The organism is Paenibacillus sp. LBL (assembly GCF_029893715.1).
Taxonomy (GTDB): Bacteria; Bacillota; Bacilli; order Paenibacillales; family Paenibacillaceae; genus Paenibacillus_AQ; species Paenibacillus_AQ glucanolyticus.
This window is the reverse complement of record NZ_JARXYU010000001.1, coordinates 213759-231840: the sequence shown is the minus strand read 5'-3', so window position 1 is coordinate 231840 and position 18082 is coordinate 213759. Positions and strand designations below refer to the sequence as shown.

Annotated in this window: 25 protein-coding genes; 19 read left to right on the top strand and 6 right to left on the bottom strand. The window is 48.6% G+C overall.

Features of this window, described 5'->3' with window-relative positions; translation table 11 throughout:
- Positions 1 to 63: 63 nt before the first annotated feature.
- Positions 64 to 237 carry a glycine zipper domain-containing protein gene (locus tag M2277_RS01160; protein ID WP_172963930.1) on the bottom strand — a complete coding sequence of 58 codons (174 nt, stop codon included), beginning with the start codon at positions 235 to 237 and terminating at the stop codon, positions 64 to 66.
- A gap of 217 nt (positions 238 to 454) precedes the next feature.
- Between M2277_RS01160 and M2277_RS01155 the strand changes: the two genes are divergently transcribed.
- The 3 genes from M2277_RS01155 to M2277_RS01145 all read left to right on the top strand — a co-directional run bounded on the left by M2277_RS01155 (position 455) and on the right by M2277_RS01145 (position 2213).
- Positions 455 to 1078, top strand: a complete 624-nt coding sequence (locus tag M2277_RS01155; RefSeq protein WP_148246899.1) for a TraX family protein — start codon at positions 455 to 457, stop codon at positions 1076 to 1078.
- A 57-nt stretch (positions 1079 to 1135) separates the two neighbouring features.
- Entirely contained in the window at positions 1136 to 1567 is a 432-nt protein-coding gene (locus M2277_RS01150) for a hypothetical protein (RefSeq protein ID WP_006211403.1), read from the top strand.
- Positions 1568 to 1637: 70 nt separating this feature from the next.
- Positions 1638 to 2213 (top strand): O-acetyl-ADP-ribose deacetylase, encoded by a 576-nt coding sequence (locus M2277_RS01145; RefSeq protein ID WP_006211402.1) that lies wholly within the window; start codon positions 1638 to 1640, stop codon positions 2211 to 2213.
- A gap of 45 nt (positions 2214 to 2258) precedes the next feature.
- Here M2277_RS01145 and M2277_RS01140 read toward each other — a convergent pair whose 3' ends face one another.
- Positions 2259 to 2456: a hypothetical protein gene (locus M2277_RS01140; protein ID WP_006211401.1), complete on the bottom strand. Its 198-nt coding sequence runs from the start codon at positions 2454 to 2456 to the stop codon at positions 2259 to 2261.
- A gap of 90 nt (positions 2457 to 2546) precedes the next feature.
- On the opposite strand from M2277_RS01140, the gene rpiA reads away from it, so the two are divergent.
- The 4 genes from rpiA to M2277_RS01120 all read left to right on the top strand — a co-directional run bounded on the left by rpiA (position 2547) and on the right by M2277_RS01120 (position 4989).
- Positions 2547 to 3263 (top strand): ribose-5-phosphate isomerase RpiA, encoded by a 717-nt coding sequence (gene rpiA, locus M2277_RS01135; RefSeq protein WP_006211400.1) that lies wholly within the window; start codon positions 2547 to 2549, stop codon positions 3261 to 3263.
- Between the two features lie 49 nt (positions 3264 to 3312).
- Positions 3313 to 3762 carry a MarR family winged helix-turn-helix transcriptional regulator gene (locus M2277_RS01130; RefSeq protein WP_063480046.1) on the top strand — a complete coding sequence of 150 codons (450 nt, stop codon included), beginning with the start codon at positions 3313 to 3315 and terminating at the stop codon, positions 3760 to 3762.
- 28 nt (positions 3763 to 3790) lie between these two features.
- Positions 3791 to 4222 carry a GNAT family N-acetyltransferase gene (locus M2277_RS01125; protein ID WP_063480045.1) on the top strand — a complete coding sequence of 144 codons (432 nt, stop codon included), beginning with the start codon at positions 3791 to 3793 and terminating at the stop codon, positions 4220 to 4222.
- A gap of 131 nt (positions 4223 to 4353) precedes the next feature.
- Positions 4354 to 4989: a GDSL-type esterase/lipase family protein gene (locus M2277_RS01120; RefSeq protein WP_063456013.1), complete on the top strand. Its 636-nt coding sequence runs from the start codon at positions 4354 to 4356 to the stop codon at positions 4987 to 4989.
- Between the two features lie 80 nt (positions 4990 to 5069).
- On the opposite strand, the gene M2277_RS01115 is transcribed toward M2277_RS01120, so the two are convergent.
- On the bottom strand, positions 5070 to 5741 hold the full coding sequence (locus M2277_RS01115) for a tetratricopeptide repeat protein (RefSeq protein ID WP_063480044.1): 672 nt from the start codon (positions 5739 to 5741) through the stop codon (positions 5070 to 5072).
- A gap of 177 nt (positions 5742 to 5918) precedes the next feature.
- On the opposite strand from M2277_RS01115, the gene M2277_RS01110 reads away from it, so the two are divergent.
- The 5 genes from M2277_RS01110 (at position 5919) to M2277_RS01090 (ending at position 8071) form a co-directional block, all read left to right on the top strand.
- Complete coding sequence (locus M2277_RS01110; protein WP_006211395.1) at positions 5919 to 6173, top strand: helix-turn-helix domain-containing protein; 255 nt, start codon at positions 5919 to 5921, stop codon at positions 6171 to 6173.
- Positions 6174 to 6385: 212 nt separating this feature from the next.
- Positions 6386 to 6493 (top strand): YjcZ family sporulation protein, encoded by a 108-nt coding sequence (locus tag M2277_RS01105; protein WP_006211394.1) that lies wholly within the window; start codon positions 6386 to 6388, stop codon positions 6491 to 6493.
- 261 nt (positions 6494 to 6754) lie between these two features.
- Positions 6755 to 7465: a hypothetical protein gene (locus M2277_RS01100; RefSeq protein ID WP_082834426.1), complete on the top strand. Its 711-nt coding sequence runs from the start codon at positions 6755 to 6757 to the stop codon at positions 7463 to 7465.
- Positions 7413 to 7946: an accessory gene regulator B family protein gene (locus tag M2277_RS01095; RefSeq protein ID WP_006211392.1), complete on the top strand. Its 534-nt coding sequence runs from the start codon at positions 7413 to 7415 to the stop codon at positions 7944 to 7946. The genes M2277_RS01100 and M2277_RS01095 overlap by 53 nt, the downstream gene beginning before the upstream one ends.
- On the top strand, positions 7943 to 8071 hold the full coding sequence (locus tag M2277_RS01090) for a hypothetical protein (protein WP_006211391.1): 129 nt from the start codon (positions 7943 to 7945) through the stop codon (positions 8069 to 8071). The genes M2277_RS01095 and M2277_RS01090 overlap by 4 nt, the downstream gene beginning before the upstream one ends.
- A 114-nt stretch (positions 8072 to 8185) precedes the next feature.
- Here M2277_RS01090 and M2277_RS01085 read toward each other — a convergent pair whose 3' ends face one another.
- A complete protein-coding gene (locus M2277_RS01085; RefSeq protein WP_280754295.1) occupies positions 8186 to 10147 on the bottom strand; it encodes a stalk domain-containing protein in 1962 nt (653 codons plus the stop codon).
- 534 nt (positions 10148 to 10681) lie between these two features.
- Here M2277_RS01085 and rsmD point away from each other — a divergent pair.
- Both rsmD and coaD read left to right on the top strand, forming a co-directional pair.
- Positions 10682 to 11287: a 16S rRNA (guanine(966)-N(2))-methyltransferase RsmD gene (gene rsmD / locus M2277_RS01080; RefSeq protein ID WP_040680801.1), complete on the top strand. Its 606-nt coding sequence runs from the start codon at positions 10682 to 10684 to the stop codon at positions 11285 to 11287.
- A complete protein-coding gene (gene coaD / locus M2277_RS01075) occupies positions 11277 to 11792 on the top strand; it encodes a pantetheine-phosphate adenylyltransferase (RefSeq protein WP_006211388.1) in 516 nt (171 codons plus the stop codon). Before rsmD ends, coaD begins: the two co-directional genes overlap by 11 nt.
- On the opposite strand, the gene M2277_RS01070 is transcribed toward coaD, so the two are convergent.
- Positions 11770 to 13002, bottom strand: coding sequence for a nucleoside recognition domain-containing protein (locus M2277_RS01070; protein WP_280753950.1), 1233 nt, complete (start codon positions 13000 to 13002; stop codon positions 11770 to 11772). The genes coaD and M2277_RS01070 overlap by 23 nt on opposite strands.
- A 113-nt stretch (positions 13003 to 13115) precedes the next feature.
- Here M2277_RS01070 and M2277_RS01065 point away from each other — a divergent pair, with 113 nt between their 5' ends.
- Positions 13116 to 14156 carry a SepM family pheromone-processing serine protease gene (locus M2277_RS01065; RefSeq protein WP_280753949.1) on the top strand — a complete coding sequence of 347 codons (1041 nt, stop codon included), beginning with the start codon at positions 13116 to 13118 and terminating at the stop codon, positions 14154 to 14156.
- On the opposite strand, the gene M2277_RS01060 is transcribed toward M2277_RS01065, so the two are convergent.
- Positions 14146 to 15381 carry a nucleotidyltransferase gene (locus tag M2277_RS01060; RefSeq protein ID WP_148246904.1) on the bottom strand — a complete coding sequence of 412 codons (1236 nt, stop codon included), beginning with the start codon at positions 15379 to 15381 and terminating at the stop codon, positions 14146 to 14148. The genes M2277_RS01065 and M2277_RS01060 overlap by 11 nt on opposite strands.
- Positions 15382 to 15579: 198 nt before the next feature.
- Between M2277_RS01060 and M2277_RS01055 the strand changes: the two genes are divergently transcribed.
- The 4 genes from M2277_RS01055 (at position 15580) to plsX (ending at position 18079) form a co-directional block, all read left to right on the top strand.
- The gene (locus M2277_RS01055; RefSeq protein ID WP_036642015.1) at positions 15580 to 16089 is read left to right on the top strand and encodes a YceD family protein; all 510 of its coding nucleotides are present in this window, start codon (positions 15580 to 15582) and stop codon (positions 16087 to 16089) included.
- A gap of 53 nt (positions 16090 to 16142) precedes the next feature.
- Positions 16143 to 16316: a 50S ribosomal protein L32 gene (rpmF, locus tag M2277_RS01050; RefSeq protein ID WP_006211382.1), complete on the top strand. Its 174-nt coding sequence runs from the start codon at positions 16143 to 16145 to the stop codon at positions 16314 to 16316.
- Between the two features lie 184 nt (positions 16317 to 16500).
- Positions 16501 to 17067, top strand: a complete 567-nt coding sequence (gene fapR / locus M2277_RS01045) for a transcription factor FapR (protein WP_036642423.1) — start codon at positions 16501 to 16503, stop codon at positions 17065 to 17067.
- A 25-nt stretch (positions 17068 to 17092) separates the two neighbouring features.
- On the top strand, positions 17093 to 18079 hold the full coding sequence (plsX, locus tag M2277_RS01040) for a phosphate acyltransferase PlsX (RefSeq protein ID WP_280753948.1): 987 nt from the start codon (positions 17093 to 17095) through the stop codon (positions 18077 to 18079).
- Positions 18080 to 18082: the final 3 nt, after the last annotated feature.

The window sequence follows — 18082 nt, the reverse complement described above, 5'->3', positions numbered from 1 at the left end:
CCCCAAACCAACAGACCGCCAGGCAGCAGCCGGGCGGTCTGTTAGTTTTCCTGAAGCTGCCCTTTATTCCTCGGGCGGCTTTTTATGTTTGGTTGTTAAGATGGAGCTAAACGAAATGCCTATGGCAACACCAATCGCTATCCCGATGGCGATGTTATTCATGGCGACGCCAATCGCAATGCCGACGCCAATTCCTATACTTATGCCTAATGCCGTATTGTTCTTTTTCTTTTCCATATTGCTGTCACCTCCGTCTTCATGATGCTGCTATACCGTTACTTCGCCGGGTCTCCAATCATCCTTGTCCTTGTGCTGGAGGATGTTGATCACAGCCATAGAAATACGGCTGCTTCGTATTCTTTCACTTGCAAGTCCTCTTGCTGCAACCCATAATAGGTATATCGATTTGCATACATAAATGAAACATCATCTTAGAGGGTTAGGAGGGGGCTGCATGCAGTGGATTGCAATGCTGACGATGCTGATTGATCATGTGGGGCTCGTGTTTTTTCCAGGCCAGGAGATTTGGAGAATTATCGGCCGCATTGCTTTTCCGATTTATGTATACGCTCTGGTTCAAGGACATCATTATACTTCTTCCAGGCCCAAGTATATCATGCGGCTGGCTATCATTGCAGCGATTTCCCAAATCCCGTATCAGCTTGCTCTGGATCCCGGGGGACTGAATGTGGTCGTAACGCTGGTTGCCGGAGCATTGGTGCTGTATGTGCTGGAACGCTCGGAGTCTTTGTTGCTATCAACGATGCTGGTCGTTGCCGCCTGCGCCTTGATGAGTGAATTTCCATTTGATTACGGGGCTTACGGTTTGCTGCTGATCTTGATTTTCCGTTATGCGCAAGCCAGCTGGCTTGTTGTTCTTCATATTTTATTAAACGTGATGTTCTGGTTTCTTAATAACTGGGAACTTCAGATGTGGAGTGTGATTCCGACGGCGATGATAGCTTATGGTCCGCATCTATGGAAAAAACTTGAGTCCATCCGGGTAAGCCAGTGGGTATGGCGTTCATTTTATCCTCTGCATTTACTTGCGATTGCATTATTAAGGGTATTTATATAGAGAGGTCCTGATTAGGTCATACCTAATGAATGGAATCCTTTACAAGGAGAGACATACATGTTGAATATAGCAATTGCTGCATGCGTCCTTTTGTTTGCTGCAGCGGGTTACATTGCGTTCATGAATTCCAGAATAATTGCGGATAAAAAACGGGAAGCATACATTCCTCCGCCCCCTTCGGAATATACCGTTTATATGACACCTCAATTCTCCGAGGAGGACAAAAGATCTCTTGCTCCCATCGGCGTGATGGAATTCCGTGATGCGCAAGGGATGATGAAGGTTTATCTGTGCAGGGTTAAAAATGAGAAGGATGACTTGCAGCTGGAGCAGGCCGGTAACGTATTTCTTCATCACCTGACCAAGGCCAGAGATACCGGCGCACTCATGTTTTACCGTACAGTGGAGGAAGCGCTGCAGGGACCGGAGGAGAAAAGCTTGACGGACCGAATCTCTGCGGTCGCGAAAAAAAAGGCGAGAACAGAATAAGGCTTTCCGGGTCAATCCACCTACTTGCGGGGTAATAAAGAATTAAAAGACCGAAAGGAGATTTTCCGAAATGAAAACATTTAAAATCGGAAGGACATCGGTCTCCGTCTTTATAGGCGATATTACGACATGGACGGGCGACATTATCGTCAACGCTGCCAATTCGGGACTGCTGGGCGGAAAAGGTGTGGATGGCGCAATTCATAGCGCCGGAGGACCGGAGATTATGGAGCAGTGTATGGAAATTCGCAAACAGCAAGGCGGATGCCCGCCAGGCAACGCTGTTATTACGGGAGCGGGCAATTTGCCTGCCCAGCACATCATTCACACCGTTGGCCCGATATGGGAGGGTGGTGGACGGCGTGAGGAGCATACTCTGGCCGAATGCTACCGCAATAGCTTACTGCTTGCAATAGAGGTCGGTGCGAGAAGCATTGCCTTTCCTAATATAAGCACAGGTATCTATGGGTACCCTAAAGCTCCTGCTTGTGATGTTGCGTTAAAGGCGGTTACCAAACTGCTGGAGGAGGATCTTCCGGATAACCGTCTGGAGCGGATAGACTTCATTTGTTTTTCTCCCGAGAATGAAGAGCTCTATGCTCATTGGCTTGAGCAATTCATCCAGGAGAAGGAGGCGCAAATATAAAAAGCAGGGGCGCAAATTGCGCCCCTGCCGTTTGTTTGGATGTCCTTACATATGATAAGAGCCGTTTGGCTCAAACAATACCCATTCCAGCATGGTGATCATATCGTCAAGACGAGTTTCCTGATGGAGAAGGGAACTGCGCTGAGGACTGTTCTCTTCAAGAGACGTTAGTCGGGTCTGCAGCATTTTCTTTTGCATTGTAAGTTCATTGATCTTGGATTTGATTTGATTTTCTGTTCGCATGGTATAAATCCTTTCGTTTGGTATGAAATCCACCACTTTACCCAATATTATAGCATTTGATGCTGCTTATGACGAAGGAGCGGGGCCGATATGACAAATGAAAAGAATATGAAGAAAATCGCGGCAGAGCATGCCGCGAAGTATGTGCAGGATGGAATGAGGATAGGCCTCGGTACAGGGTCTACTGCTTATTACGCCATTTTAAAAATTGGAGAGATGGTCAGAGGAGGACTTAACATTCAGGCAGTGGCTACCTCTGAAGCATCCGAGAGGCTTGCTGTTGAACAGGGGATATCCCTGACACCCGTACAACATATGGATCGTCTGGATTTGACCATTGACGGAGCGGATGAACTGGATGATCGTCTGCGGTTAATTAAGGGCGGAGGCGGAGCGCTTCTTCGGGAGAAGATTACCGCCTATCAAAGTGACCGGCTCGTGATTGTCGCCGATGAGGTCAAGCAAGTAACTCAGCTAGGAGCTTTTCCACTGCCGGTTGAAATTGTACCGTTTGCTTATGAGTGGACGGTTCAGTCACTGGCCCGGCTTGGGTGTTCGGTGCAGATACGCCGCAACCTGTCCGAAGGGTTTTATGTCACGGATAATGGGAACTATATTGCGGATTGCAAATTCCAGCTCATTACCCACCCCGAGGAATTGAGTATGCGCCTTGGCTCCATACCGGGCGTAGTGGAACACGGGCTGTTTATCGGTATGGCGGATCAAGCAATTATTGGCTGTCAGGATGGAACCGTTCGGATATTGCATTCCGGCAGCTCTGAGGCGAAGAATATATTTGACAGTTGATCCGGCGTTCATTAACCTTAATTACATGATATCTTTCGGAGGGTGAAGTATGTCGGATATTCAAGAACAAGAGGACTACCCATTATATTTGCTGGTGGTGCTGGCTAGAGCTTATAACGCAGTCATGACGCATTCGAATCGGAGCATCAACAGTCACGGACTGAATTCCACGGAATTTGGTGTGCTGGATGTGTTATACCACAAGGGGCCGCAGCCGCTGCAGAAAATCGGTGAGAAGGTACTAATTTCCAGCGGTAACATTACATACGTGGTGGACAAGCTCCAGAAGAAAAACCTGCTCGTCCGCCGGGCTTCCGCTGAGGATCGCCGCGTTATTTACGCTGAGTTAACCGCGGAGGGGAAAGAATTCTTTGAAGCCATCTTCCCGGTTCATCAGGAGCTGATGGTGAAGGTGCTCAGTGGTTTGTCGGAAGACGAGAGAGCGCAGGCGGCCGTTTTGCTGCGGAAGCTGGGTATCAGTGCTGAGAAGATGTTATAGTCCTAGTTAAAACAGATTGGAGATCAGTATGCTTAAAGATATAACTACGCAGGCTATGCAGCAAGAAGTGAAGGAATTGCTGGAATACTCGGTCTTTCCGGATCCAGAGGCGGTGGAACGCGCGGTCTCATCTTATCAGACCGGTGAAAGCCGGCTATTCGGATATGAAGAAGACGGGCTTCTAGTGGGAGTCATCGGTTTTGATGTTGAGCAGGACGAGCTTACGATAAGACATATCGCGGTTCTTCCCGAGAATCGGGGTAAGGGGTACGGACGGGGCATGATTCTGGAACTGCTGCTTGAGCTTCAGCCCAAACCGGATCGTGTCATTGCGGAGACGGACGAAGAGACCGTGGACTTTTACCGCAATATCGGATTTGAGGTTTACAGCCAAGGGGAGAAATATCCGGGTGTAGAGAGATTCCGTTGCATTTATGAGGTCGAGGAATCAGAAGAATAAGCTGTTATTGACATAGAGAAAGCATGTTCATCGTTGTGAAGTGGAATTAAAATTGCCATTCGAGACAATATACCGTTTCCCGTTCAAGGCATGATTCATATAATGTCGTAACGAGCGGGCAGGGGGTGAACATGTTGGTGTACCATTATACCGCTGTCGGCGATTCCTTGACCTTCGGGTTTGGGGCCATGCCAGGCAGCGGTTTTGTTCCGTTATACCGCCGGATGGCGGAGGAGAAGCTTCGCCAGTTCGTAGCCCACGAAAATCTGGGAGTCAACGGATTAACCTCGGATGAGTTATACGATCGGGTGGTTCAGTCTCCGGCTTATCGTTATCATCTGCAGCAGGCCCAGATTATAACGATATCCATCGGGGGCAATGATCTGATACGTGCCGTGAAGTCCACCGGGGGGCGTCCGAGCCGGGAAGTGCTGGATGCTGCATTGTATCGCTGTCAGAATCATGTAGCAAACATCGTCGGACATATCCGGAAAATAAAGTCACCTGTTAGCAAGCCGTATTATATTCGTGCTATCGGTTTGTATAATCCTTATCCGGTCTGGACAGAAGCTACGGAATACGTAGTTCGGTTCAATCGGCATTTGTTGGGGTTAAGTGATGGCTATTTTCGTATTGCTGATGTGTACTCGCAATTCTCAGGCAGAGAGAAGGAACTGCTGTCGGTGGATGGCATTCATCCAAACAGCCGAGGGTACCGAGTCATTGCAGAACAGCTAAACCGGCTTGGGTACAAGCCTCTGGGTTGAAAAATGTTTCATCAGACAAAAAGGGCGTCCATTGGTCATTTGACCAGTGAGGACGCCTTTGTTGTACGTTCCTGTATGTTCTACAATAATTTCCGGAAAAAACTCCGTACAGCCCATTTGCGTTCCTGCCGTTTTTTATATTTAGGCAGTGATCGATAAACGTCCAGCGATTCCTGATAAGATTTCTTGGCATCCTCGGTCCTTCCGAGCGATTGATACATATAACCAAGTAAATAGTAGGCCTCGCTTGAGGAGGAGTGAATGGAGTGGAACTGCTCCAAATATTGCAGCGCTTTCTCGCGGTCAGTATCTCGGAACGTATCAGCGAGGCGCAGATAAGGCCGGCCATATTTGACCCTTGGGTTGATCTCCAGTGCATGAAGAATATCAGCCTCGCCTTGAGCGATGCTGCCGGTATGTAAGCGAGCGCTGCCCAGATCGTCCCAGAACTCGGCGGAATCCTCCGAGCTTGATTGAATGGATTCGAGAAGCTGCAATGCTTCCCCATGCTTGCGCCGCTCCAGAAGCAACCTGGCAAGCTCATGCCGGGATGAGACATCGCTTGGGCTGACTGCAATCTGTCTGCGCAGCTTGGAGATATTTCTTGCACGTTTGATCGGCTTCGTAAAGCTTGGGAATATACCGACAAAACGGCGATCCAGCACATAGACAATGAGAAGCAGAACCAGGATGGCTGTAAACGGATTGCCGAAAATGTAAAACAGAAATCCAAACAGTATTAATTTAATCAAACAGATCCCTCGATTTCTATAGAATGTATAGCACAAATTATACCATATCATGAATTTTTTTAGGATGAAATGTCTTCGGTTCTATAGACCTTGATGGCATGCGCATGTCGGAATAGGTCATAGGTATTGAAAGACGGTCGAAGATAACCGATATAGTGTAGTAAAGAGGTGATAATCATGGCGAAAAAGGGACAGATATTCCATCATTACAGTTTCGAAACGAAGAAGAAGGCAGTCGCCATGCGGCTGGAAGGAATGACTAAGAAAGAAGTAGCATCCGCCTTGCAAATATCAGATATCGGACGGCTGAAAGTATGGATGCGTAAATACCGTGAATTTGGCGAGGAAGGTTTGGTCGATCGTCGCAGACGAAATTCAACTCCAGACCATGACAATGAGCGGGATGAACAAGAGCAGCTTGCACAGGTTTAAGAAGTTAACAGTTACATGAAGGCGTGATGAACGACGGATCGTTTCATTACGCCTTTTTGATATGGGATCAAGGAGAAGGAATGGCGTTCAACAAACCCCTCTCCAGACACATCTGGGCCAAATCACTATTCTTATTTCGAACAGGCGACAGCCTAGTCCACTTATAAGCCACTGACATAACATGTGGTATGTTCAAAAAAGGAGGGATTCATGTGAGCGGAGTAGTAGAAGGTTATGGCGGTTATGGATATGGTTCTTCTGTTGGTGCTATTTTGGTGTTATTCATCTTGTTGGTGATCATTACTCGCGCATTTATCTAATCCATCTTTTGAATGAACAATTCAAATGAATCAATAGGTGAATACCAATCAGGCAGCATGAGCAGTCACAACGACAGACCGTTCCAAGGGAAGGACCGACTCCTTTGGACGGTCCTGTTTTTTTTGGAGAGAACTGTCTGTGAAAAATAAAGTTATTCATCGCGGATTCAATATTAAATTGAGGATTTGTCGAAAATTGTCTGTTTATTAGTAATGTTTGTCCTATATAATTTTAGTATATTACCGATAGGACGGTGTCACGTGGATATTGTATTATACATTGGTTTGGGGATTTTAGATGCATTGGCAATGCTGCTGCTGATCATGAAATTATTTAAACTTCCGATTTGGACGTACCGCTACAAAATAGGTGGATTTGTTCTTTTTATTGCCGTTTTCTCTTACATAATAAGGATTGTTTTGGAAGTCCCGCAAATCGATTTGCCCTTGCAGTATATTTTGTTCGCGTTGTTTTTACGGTTGGCCGTGAAAATAAAATTGCATCTGGCAGCGTTCATGTGCGGAGCGGGAATCACAGCCTATGCCGTGCTGCAAATGGTACTCTATTTTATTTTTCAATACACGGGTATTATGTCGGTCACAGTTGTACAGCAATCTATGGGCTGGCTGGTCTATTTGCTGCAAGCGACCTCCATTCTGTCCGCTTATTTAATCTCATATGGCCTATATCGTTTTAATCTCGGGTTTTCCTTCATCCCCAGCCCTCCTCATGATTTCTATTCCAAGGAGGACTACCTCTCTGACCATAACTATGTTTTGGTGATCGGCAATGTGATTTCTGTTATTACGATTTGTTTGACGTTAGTGTTATTGTATCGTGCAAATCCACTTGGATTATTGGTGTTGGCCATTATGAATTATGCGATGCTCTATTACTTCTCTAAACGGAGGGAGGATCATGATTCTCGAAAGCCTGTCGAAATGCCTGGCAACCCAAATAAAGGAGGCTGACCCGGAAGGACCCGGTTCCATTGAGGTGCTGACCTATGGGATTGGATTGAAATTGAACCTGTTCACCTGTCTGGTGTTGACAGCGCTGTTCGGAACCATACTGGATACGTTGGCAGGTTCTTTTTTCGCATTGTTTTCCTTTATGGCTCTTCGAAGGTTTTCGGGAGGAGTTCATCTGCCCATTACACTATGTTCGATCGTCACAGCAATGGCTGCATCGATTATTCCCTTGATCACCATGTCGCCCTCGGCAATCCTGTGTGTGACAACGATCAGTTTTGTGCTGATGCTGATTTATGCCCCGCAATATTATGAAGCCGTTCGTCGTAGCCGGTGGGAACCATGGTACAAGTGGATTGCCGCCTGCATCGTAGGCAGCAATTTTGTTTTAGTATCCAATATTTTGGCATTGGCGTTTTGCTTGCAGGCTGTATTAATCGTGCCCCTATGGAAAGGACGAGAGGAGGTGAATTGGAATTGAAGCCATCAATAGCACGTATACTTGCCAAACTTATAACGTCGTCTGCACTAAAATCCGCCACGCAGCCCAAGAGCATTGTCGGCACGTTGCCGCTTCCTGATGAACTGAAGAACAACCAGAAATAAGCAATTATAACTATTCTTACTGGATGGAGTCGACACATGATGGTGCGGTTCATAACATAATGGATATCTGTATACAATAACGCCTCCAAGCAAACTACTTGGAGGCGTTAATCATTACATCATAATCAATATTACTTTTCCGTTCACAAAAGATACGATATCGAAATTGGAGTACCCCCAAGTTTCAATGGTTTTTCCACCACCAGTGGTAATGTCCTTGGCTGCCGGATTCCCCCATGAAAGCTGTACCTGCTCTTTGGTCATGCCGAGGGATACCTGGCCTGCTTTAATCTGTTTCCACACCGATGCGGACCATTTATATTTTTGATAGGGATCGTAATTTAATAATGAAGAACGATCTGCAAACAACTGCATTACTTCGGATGACCGCATGGGATAGCTTTTCACTGTTTTTCCTGATGCTGATGTGAAGATAACGTTGAATTCACCTTTGTCGTCCGGCAAGATATCGCTTACCTTTAATTTGGAGAAGCGTTCCAAGCCTTCAAAATCGTTCACCCAATACGTTCGGCCGATAAATTTAACCAAGCTGCCCTGCATCGCTTTTTTGATCAATCCAGCCGTTTCGCTGGAGACAACGGTCAGGGTTGCATCTCCGAAGGAGATATCCGCTTGTTTCCACTTGGCATCCCAGCTGATTTTGGCTCCCAGCGCATCGGAGAACACAGCAGCCGGAATCAGTAACTCGCCTTTATCCGTAAGTGGGGCTGTCTTCAGACGTATAGGATTACCATTCAGGATGGCTTGGCTGCTGCCAGCTTTGAACGAAAGCACGTTCTCGCCAAACTTCGCTTCGATGCCTCCGTTTTTAGCCGAATACGTGCCGCCGAGTGCCTGAATGATGGTTTTCGCTGGAACCATGACATTCCCATTGACCTGTTTGGCATATTTCAAATTGCTGCGAAGACTGGACGATACCGTTACCGACTTAGACAGGCCGCCAGAGGTTACCGTAATCTGTGTCTTGCCAACGCCCGCAGGTTTTAGCGTGCCGTTCTTTTGCATGTTCATTAAATATGGCTTCTCGATGTCGATCCGGGCATCTTTAACAGGTACCTTGATCTTGGCCCCATTGGTGTAGGTTTCCTGGATACTCATTTCCAGTGTGTCCCCTACAAAAGGCTTGGCATCGGAAATCGAGATCGATAAGCTCTTAACGACAGGCACATCAACAGGCTTGTTCTGTCCACCCTTATGATGTATCCAGCTTCCATCCGCACGCTGTGCATAGAACCCCTCCGACAGATCCGTTGCATTCCCATCTATGGATGTCCTAATGATCCCGCTAAGTCCGGAGACCTGCTCTTTGAGCTTCCAGCGGTCTTTATACACACCCGTTGTCCAAACAGTTCCGTCCTTCAGTGTCACAATCAGAAGATCCGTTGGCTCATTCGAGACATACACGATATGAACTGCATTCTGGGCCACGGTAACCGGTATGATGCGCCCGTTATCATCGAAGTTGGACGTCTCGTACACAACGACATCACCGTTGTCATGCAGGAGGGCAACGCGCCCGCTATGAACCGTCATGGATTTAACCGTGACCGGGCTTTCCACGATGCCCAGCTTTTTGAATTGACCCCTTTTGTAGTTATCCTCCAACAGCAGCTCTCCGTTCGAGGACAATGCGGCAAATTCCTGATCCGCATTGGCGATCAGCATAATGCCACTGAGGCTCTTTGCTTTTTCATTGCCGAACCATACCGTCCCGTCTGACTTCAGCCAGTAGGAACCCGCGATCTGCTTCACACCGCTTGTTCCCGGAACGACCTGGGGACCCTTGCCGATGTCCCATTCCGCTAATCGGCCATCCTTCGTCATGCCGATGCCCCTATACTCATAACCACTGATGGCAGCGACTGTACCGGGTGTCCGGATAGCATGGCGCCCGTCAATCAAAGACCACATCGAGCCATCACTCATCAGATAGGTGTTCCTTCCCGCAATGTCTTTGATCTGGAGCTCGGACTCCTCCGCAAAAGCAATGCCTTGCGTTGTCCCAGCAAACCCAAGCCCTGCCAGCATGCTGAACAAGACGAGAATATACAACATTCTTTTCACTTACATGACCTCTCCTCTGTACAAACAGGAATATTTTTCAAACAGCTTAATTGATTTCGACAAAATAGCTGTTATTCCTGCATGAGCGAATGGCTTGATAGCATAAAAAGAGAATCAAAAAAACGCTCCCCGAATATGAGGAGCGCTTAACTTATTTATAAGCAGATGAGGTTACGCCACCTTATGTGCCACCCTGAATAAAAAAGAACAAAAGCCCCGTAATCCATGCTGCCATTACAGGGCTTTTGTTCGGGAGCCTCCGGAGAGACTCCCTCATGGGAGAGGAGAAACCGGACGAAGAGCTTATGGGGAAACGTAAGTCTTCTCCGCGGTTGTCTACGACATTCATTGATGTCGATATTTCAAGGATGCCCGGCTGCTGCCTAAATATACCTTACTTAGAAAAAAACTTGGGAGCCATGAGGTTTCATTTTTCATATATGGGATGATTGTGTTACGATAATCACTGTCCATGGCGTTGTCATGGCATTAAATTTTTGGATAATGAAACGGGTGAATGAAGCAGTGAGAGTAGTATCCGGAAGTGCTAAAGGCCGGCCGCTCAAAAGTGTGCCAGGTACAAGCACCCGTCCGACGACGGATAAAGTGAAAGAATCCATATTCAGTATGATCGGCCCTTACTTTGAGGGGGGAACCGCGCTTGACCTGTTTGCAGGTACGGGAGGCCTTGGTATTGAGGCGTTAAGCCGGGGAATTGATCGTGCTGTTTTTATTGATGTGGAGCCGAAAAGTATCAGTACGATCAAGGATAATTTGAAGGCTGCCCGGCTTGAGGAAAGAGCCGAGATATACCGCAACGATGCGGCAAGAGCACTTAAAGCACTCGAGAAGCGCAGCTTCAAATTCGATCTGGTCTTTTTGGACCCGCCATACAGATTCAAGAACGGTGATGAGCTGATGGTGGATATGGCCGAGCGAAGTTTGCTGCAAGACCTGGCTGTGGTGGTATTGGAATACGAATCGAGTTACAATTATCCTGAGAAATTTGGTGATTTTTGTTGTCTCCGGACCGTGAAGTATGGAGAGACCGCCATATCGATATACCGTTATGAAATTGCGCAAGATCAAGCGGGCAAGCTTGACGAGGAGGAATTACAGGATGACAAATGAGAATACTAGTACATATCGCGTTGCCGTATACCCGGGCAGCTTTGATCCGGTCACAATGGGTCACATGGACATCATTACACGTGCTTCGAAGCAGTTTGATCTGCTGATCGTAGGCGTGTTGAATAATTTAAGCAAAAATCCGCTGTTTACGGTGGAGGAGCGGACGGAACTGTTGAGACAGGCCACAAAACACCTGCCTAATGTCGAAATCGACAGCTTCCGCGACCTTCTGGCGAACTATATCCGCCAGAAGAATGCCCAAGTCATCGTACGTGGCATTCGCACGGTCACCGATTTTGAATATGAACTTCAGCTGGCTTCCACCAATCACAAGCTGAACCCGGATGCGGAGACCATCTTCATGATGACCCATCCGAAATATTCGTTCTTAAGCTCAAGTCTTGTTAAAGAGATTGCCCACTTTAATGGAGATACTACGGATCTGGTGAGCCGCGAGGTTGATGCAGCCCTACGCCGCAAATTCAGCGGCGATAACGCTCAATAAAGCGGGAGCACAACCCGAAAACAGCTATCAACAACAAACAAATCACGGCCTGGAACTGCAAAAATGAAGGAAAACCGCTCCAAAAATTAAAAAGCTGTTCTGTGGCTGCATGCTCTAAAGGCTCCGTTCGGAATGCCGGTACAATGCCTGCCGAAAGAGCACTGGCGGGTTTCCATAATGCGATTGTAATCAGAAAAGCGAACACGGAATGCAGGGCGCGCTTCATCATAAAGAAACGCCAGGAGAGACCGGTTTCCCGCATCAGGGACAGGCTTTGCAGCTGGGCGCTTATCCCGCTCCATGCCAGTGTGGCGGACAGAACGGCCAGCTGCAGGGTTCCTGTTGAGAATGCTGAGGTGCTGATAGACTGGGCTGCGAGATGGATTTCCAGTAATCCTGATGTGAAATATGACGGAAGCTGCGGCAGCAGATGGCTGCTCAATACTCTTATAATGACGGCAAAGAACAATATAAAGCCGCCTGTCATCATTAAGGTCTGGACCGAACGGGTAACGGAATCGCCCAGCAATTTGCCGAAGCCCCGGCCATCCCGTTGATGAGCATCCAGCGCTGCGGCGGAGGCGCGTTTCAGGATGGGGTGTTTGGCTAAGTCGTTCATGTGTGTATGGTTCAGGGGCAGTGCAGCGATCTGCCTGTTTGCTGTATGGGAATTTTTACTGAATAGACCAAATGTCCAAGCGGCAAGCAGTCCGGAAATCCAGTGAACGATCAGCAGCAGGTAGCCTGCTTCAGGTTTATGCAGCAGCCCGGTTCCTATGACAACGAGAATGGTCATCGGATTGCAGAAATGGGATATAGCGGCGAGCTTGCCGGCATCGCTGGCATGGAGCTCGCCCTGTTTGTACATACCGGAGGCAGCCTGTGCTCCTGCCGGGAACCCGGCTGTCATTCCTGTTATGAGAACCCAGCCGCCAGTACCGGGAAGTTTGAATATTTTCCTCATCAGAGGGTCTAGCAGAACGCCAACTCCATTGGCCCAGCCATAGGCAATGAGTATTTCCACCAAGACGAGAAAAGGAAGCAAAGCGGGGAATACGATGTTCCACCATAGCTTGAGTGCTTGCAGGGTGGCTTGGAAGGCAGGCTCGGGTGCGCTGACGACAGCCAGTACAAGCAGGAATGCAGCGGCCCCCAGGAGGATGGTGTTCCACAGCCCGTTTGATGACTTGACGGCGTTGCCTTTATTCATAAGGAATCTCCTTTCTGCGTAAACATGGCTAGTACAACTTTATGCAAGGGAGACAACCGTCAGACCAAACTTGGTGGAAGGCTGGACATATAAGGCGGAGGGAAGGGAAATACATGAAGAAGTCCGTAAAACCGAATGGCTTAAAAATCGCGCTGTATTTATTGTTGGTCGGGGTTATGCTGTACGTTGTCGTTTATATGCCAACCCCTTATCTCGTATACCAGCCGGGAAGCGCTGAGGAGGTTCGCCCGATGATTAGCGTAGAGAAGGGCGATCCGGCGGAAGAGGGAACATTTATGATGACAACCGTGTCGGCAAGTTATGCGAATATTGCGCTGTTAATGCTGTCTGCGTTTAATCCCAATGCAGAGGTTGTAAAGAAGGCGGAAAAGATGGGCGAGCAGAGCAAGGATGAATATGCAGCCACACAGGTGTATTACATGAATTCCTCCCAGTCTGCCGCAATGGAAGCTGCCTACCAGGAAGCCGAGGTGGATTACAGTATTGAGCCTGCCTATGTATTTGTCATGTCGATCTCTGAGAATTCAGCCAATGCCGAGCATTTCCGGCCAGGGGACAAACTGATTAAGGTGGATGGGCAGCCGGCGGAGGATAATGAGAAAATTGCCAGCCTGTTAAGTGGAAAAAGCATAGGTGATGTGGTGTCCGTAGAACTTGACCGCAAAGGGAAAACCGTTAAGGAACAGGTGAAGCTGGTTAGCATCAAGGATGATAAGACAGGCGCGGAGCGTCCAGGTCTGGGCGTTATGATTGCCACGATGCAGAAGGTGGAGCCGGCTGATCCGGACCACACGATCCACTTCGCGGATACGAATATCGGGGGGCCGTCGGCCGGGCTTATTTTTACCCTGGAGATTTACAATCAGCTCACCGCTGGAGATTTAAGTAAAGGTTACCGGATAGCTGGAACTGGCACCATTGATAAATCAGGTGCTGTAGGCCCCATCGGGGGAGTGAAGCACAAGATTGTTGCTGCGGACCGGAAGGAAGCCGATTTCTTTTTTGTGCCACAAAAAAATTATGACGAAGCCAAGAAGCGGGCGGACCGAATCAACACGGATATGAAGCTTGTGCCGGTTGAGGATCTGCAGGATGCCGTGGATTACTTAGAGGAGCTGCCGCCTAAGGGGTGAGCGGCGGCAGCAGGTAGTCGCTGTAGAAGTGGCGGATATCCGGCACGGGGTGACCGTTCGCGTAAACGGCGGCAGCCATCAGGTCCCGTTCCAGCTGAGGATGCTGAAGTAGCGTGGGCTTTTGGATCACGGGAAGCGTAGCGCTCTTCTTCATCCGTTTCAGCAGCCCGCGTCCGGTCTCGTTGAATCCGAGTACCCGAATATACCCGGGACCTTTGGCGAGCTCTTCAGGGCTCATAGAGCCCTTGTCATGGTTCAGCATGATGTGCAGCAGCATGCGCTGAAGCTTGGTACGCGTATAACGTTTGGTCTTCAGCGCTCCAAGGAGTCCTTCAACCGTCGGGTTCTCCAACTGTGAGAGCATGCGCTGTACGCGATGCTCCAGACCCTCGGTGACTTCGAGGTAGTCTTCAAGCTGGGCGGGTGTGTGCGTGAGCAAGGTTTGAAACAAGGGCTGGCGAAATCGTTCCCAATGGATCGGAGCTTGTCCGGCCTGGATTTCCCGGTTCATGATCTCCAGAGTGAACTCCGGTATGTAAGGTCTGGCAGCATTCAATCCTTCCGAAAGGATGATATTCCGGATAGCGGTTGCGCTGGCAATGGAAGATGATCCTGGGAGCGGATCGTGATATTGTGCCTGTTCTCTTGGAATGGTATAAGGTGTAATACGGCTGTTTAGCCGGTTGAGTGCGATCAGATAGTGCAGCCCAAGTGAATTGTTCGGCTGTGTCAGCAGTTCCTGCAATGGGTTAACAGCGGGTCCGGATTGGCAGAACACGGCCGCAGCTGCAGCACCATAAGCGGACGGAAAGTTCATTCCTTCCCGAAGATGCTGTTCAATTTTCGACCGGAATTCGCCGGATTCGTTCGCAAGTAAACGGGAGAGCGGCAGAATCTGCTCCAGCGAGCCGCTCTCCGAACCGAAGGATAAACAGTCGACGACCCCGGTAGCCTCCAGAATGGATACCGCACCGTACGCGAACCATTCCGCTGGCTGAACGGCATAGGTGACCGGGAGCTCGATACATAGGTCAACTCCCATGGCGAGCGCCATTTCGGCACGGGCGCGCTTGCCTGCAATTGCGGGCTCGCCTCGCTGCAGGAAAGGGCCGCTCATGACTGCAACCACGGCGTCTGCGCCGGTTACTTCCTTGGATTTATGATAATGCAGGACATGACCATGATGTAAGGGGTTATATTCAACCACAATACCAACCGTTTTCATTTGCTTTTCAACTCCTTGATAAGAATATATCATAATTACATGACGTTCCTGTAACAATAAACGTGTCGCCCTAGCGGGTGATGTTCTTGGGGTAACATGAGAAATATCGGGAAACAATAATGGTTCTTCAAGGTTATCCTGTTGACAAAACTCTTGCGGAATCGGTATAATAATCTTTGTTTGTTTGGAGTGATGGATATGCTAATTCAATTTCGTAAATTGACAACCAGCGATCAACCGTTACAGTTCCATCAAACCGTGGATGTAAGCAACGCCGTTAAGGGCCGAAAAGATATTGTTGCTGTTCAACCACTAGACGTGGATTTGAAAGCAACACCTTCGATTTCCGGTACGGTTGATGTTCGTGGAAGTCTGCAGGGCGAGCTGGAGATGCATTGCTCCCGCTGCCTGAAGCCGATAAACGAACATGTGCACATCCCTTTTCATGAAGTATTCCAGCCGGTGGAAGATCCTGAAACCCTTCAGGATGAGAATGATGATACTACATACGTACAAGGTGAGAGTGTGGATCTCACTCCCTATGTAGAAGAAACATTTTTGCTCCACCTGCCGCTAGCTCCGGTTTGTAGTGCCGACTGCAAGGGACTTTGCCCGAACTGTGGCAAGGACTTGAATGAAGACACATGCAGCTGCGATACGGAAGTGATCGATCCAAGGCTGGCCGGACTCAAGGACTTCTTTAAATGATGATGGATATGGCACCCGTGTTCAGCGGGTTGAACTGATAAGGAGGTGGGAACATGGCAGTACCTCAACGTAGAACGTCCAAAACACGTCGTGACAAGCGTCGTACTCATTTTAAGCTGGCTGTGCCAGGCATGGTGAAATGCGAGCAATGTGGAGAATTGAAACTTGCTCATCGCGTATGTAAAGTATGCGGAACGTATAAGGCAAGAGAGATCATCAAACAATAGTTTTTAAATAAGTAGTACTTCATCTTTGGTGAGGTGCTATTTTTTTTGTCCGAAGTCCCCCTTTCTTTTTAACGTGACTTGATTTATACTTTACATTAGTACCAGGTTCTAATATTTGCGACTAATTTACATATATGAATTGAAGTATGGCGGCTTTAATAGCGGCAGAAGGAGTTGTTTCGTCATCGATCGTTTATCCAAGAAAGACCGTCACCAGCGGCTGATTCAGCTGATCGACGAGAATCCCTTTGTTACAGACCGCGAGTTGACTCGCCAGCTTAAAGTTAGCATTCAGACGATTCGCCTTGACCGCATGGAACTGGGCATACCGGAGCTTCGTGAGCGGATGAAGCAAATGGCGGAGCATTCCTATGATCAGGTTCGTTCCCTGTCGCTTGAAGAAGTGATCGGGGACGTTGTTGACTTGCAATTGGACAAGAGCGGAATATCGATATTTGAAATTCGTGAGGACCACGTATTTAGCAAAACGCGGATTGCCCGTGGACATTACGTGTTCGCACAAGCCAATTCACTTGCAATTGCCGTTATCAATGACGAAATCGCATTGACCTCTTCAGCGGATATACGGTTCCTGAGACAAGTGCGCCTCGGGGAGAAATGCATTGCCAAAGCCTACGTTAGGTCCATTGCCGGCCAGAAGGGAAAGGCCAAGGTGGAAGTGTTTACTTATGTCGCTGATGAAATGGTGTTTCAGGGGAATTTCGTAATTTACCGATCTACAGGAGAATGACATAAGTAAGGGAGGAACTTTGGCCATGAGAATTGTGGTTGATGCGATGGGCGGTGACAACGCCCCCAAGAGCAATGTTGAGGGCGCGCTGATTGCCGCACAGGAATGGAAGGATACAGAGATCATCCTCGTTGGGGATGAGGCGCAGATGGGAGATTTCCTTAAGGACAAGCCAGCTAATCTGAAGGTTGTTCATGCAAGCGAGGTCATTGAAGCGGAGGATGAGCCGGTGAAGGCCGTCCGCCGGAAGAAAGATGCTTCGATGGTTGTGGCGGGGCGAATGATTCGTGAAGGCGAAGCGGATGCCATGATCTCGGCAGGCAACACAGGAGCCCTGATGACAACCGGGCTCCTCGTTGTGGGGAGGATGAAAGGCATAGAACGCCCTGCGCTTGCGCCTATGATTCCTACGCTTGACGGCAAAGGGATGCTTGCCCTGGATCTGGGTGCAAATATGGACTCGAAGCCGGAGCATCTGCAGCAGTATGCCTTAATGGGCAGTCTGTATCGCGAGAAGGTGCATGGTATCGCCAAACCGCGGGTCGGTCTGTTAAATGTCGGCACCGAGCCGGGCAAAGGCAATGAATTGACCAAGCATGCATATCCATTACTGGAGGAGCTGCCGATTCATTTTGTTGGCAATGTGGAGTCGCGTGACGTGATGAATGGGGTTTGCGATGTGCTTGTGTGTGATGGATTTTCAGGCAACATCCTATTGAAATCGATTGAAGGAACAGCCGGTGCCCTCTTTTCACTGTTGAAAGAACAGTTCAGCAAGTCGCTTAAGACCAAGATGGCTGCTGCCTTGATGATGCCGGAATTACGCAGCCTGAAGTCCACGCTGGATTATAAGGAGCATGGCGGAGCGCCTCTCCTCGGTCTCAGCGGCTTGGTTGTTAAGAGCCATGGTTCATCGGATGCGAATGCCATCAAGAATGGGATTCGACAGGCGCGGACGGCGCTTCAGAATCGGTTGGTAGAGAGTATTTCGAATGAAATCAGCGGGAAGTGAGTG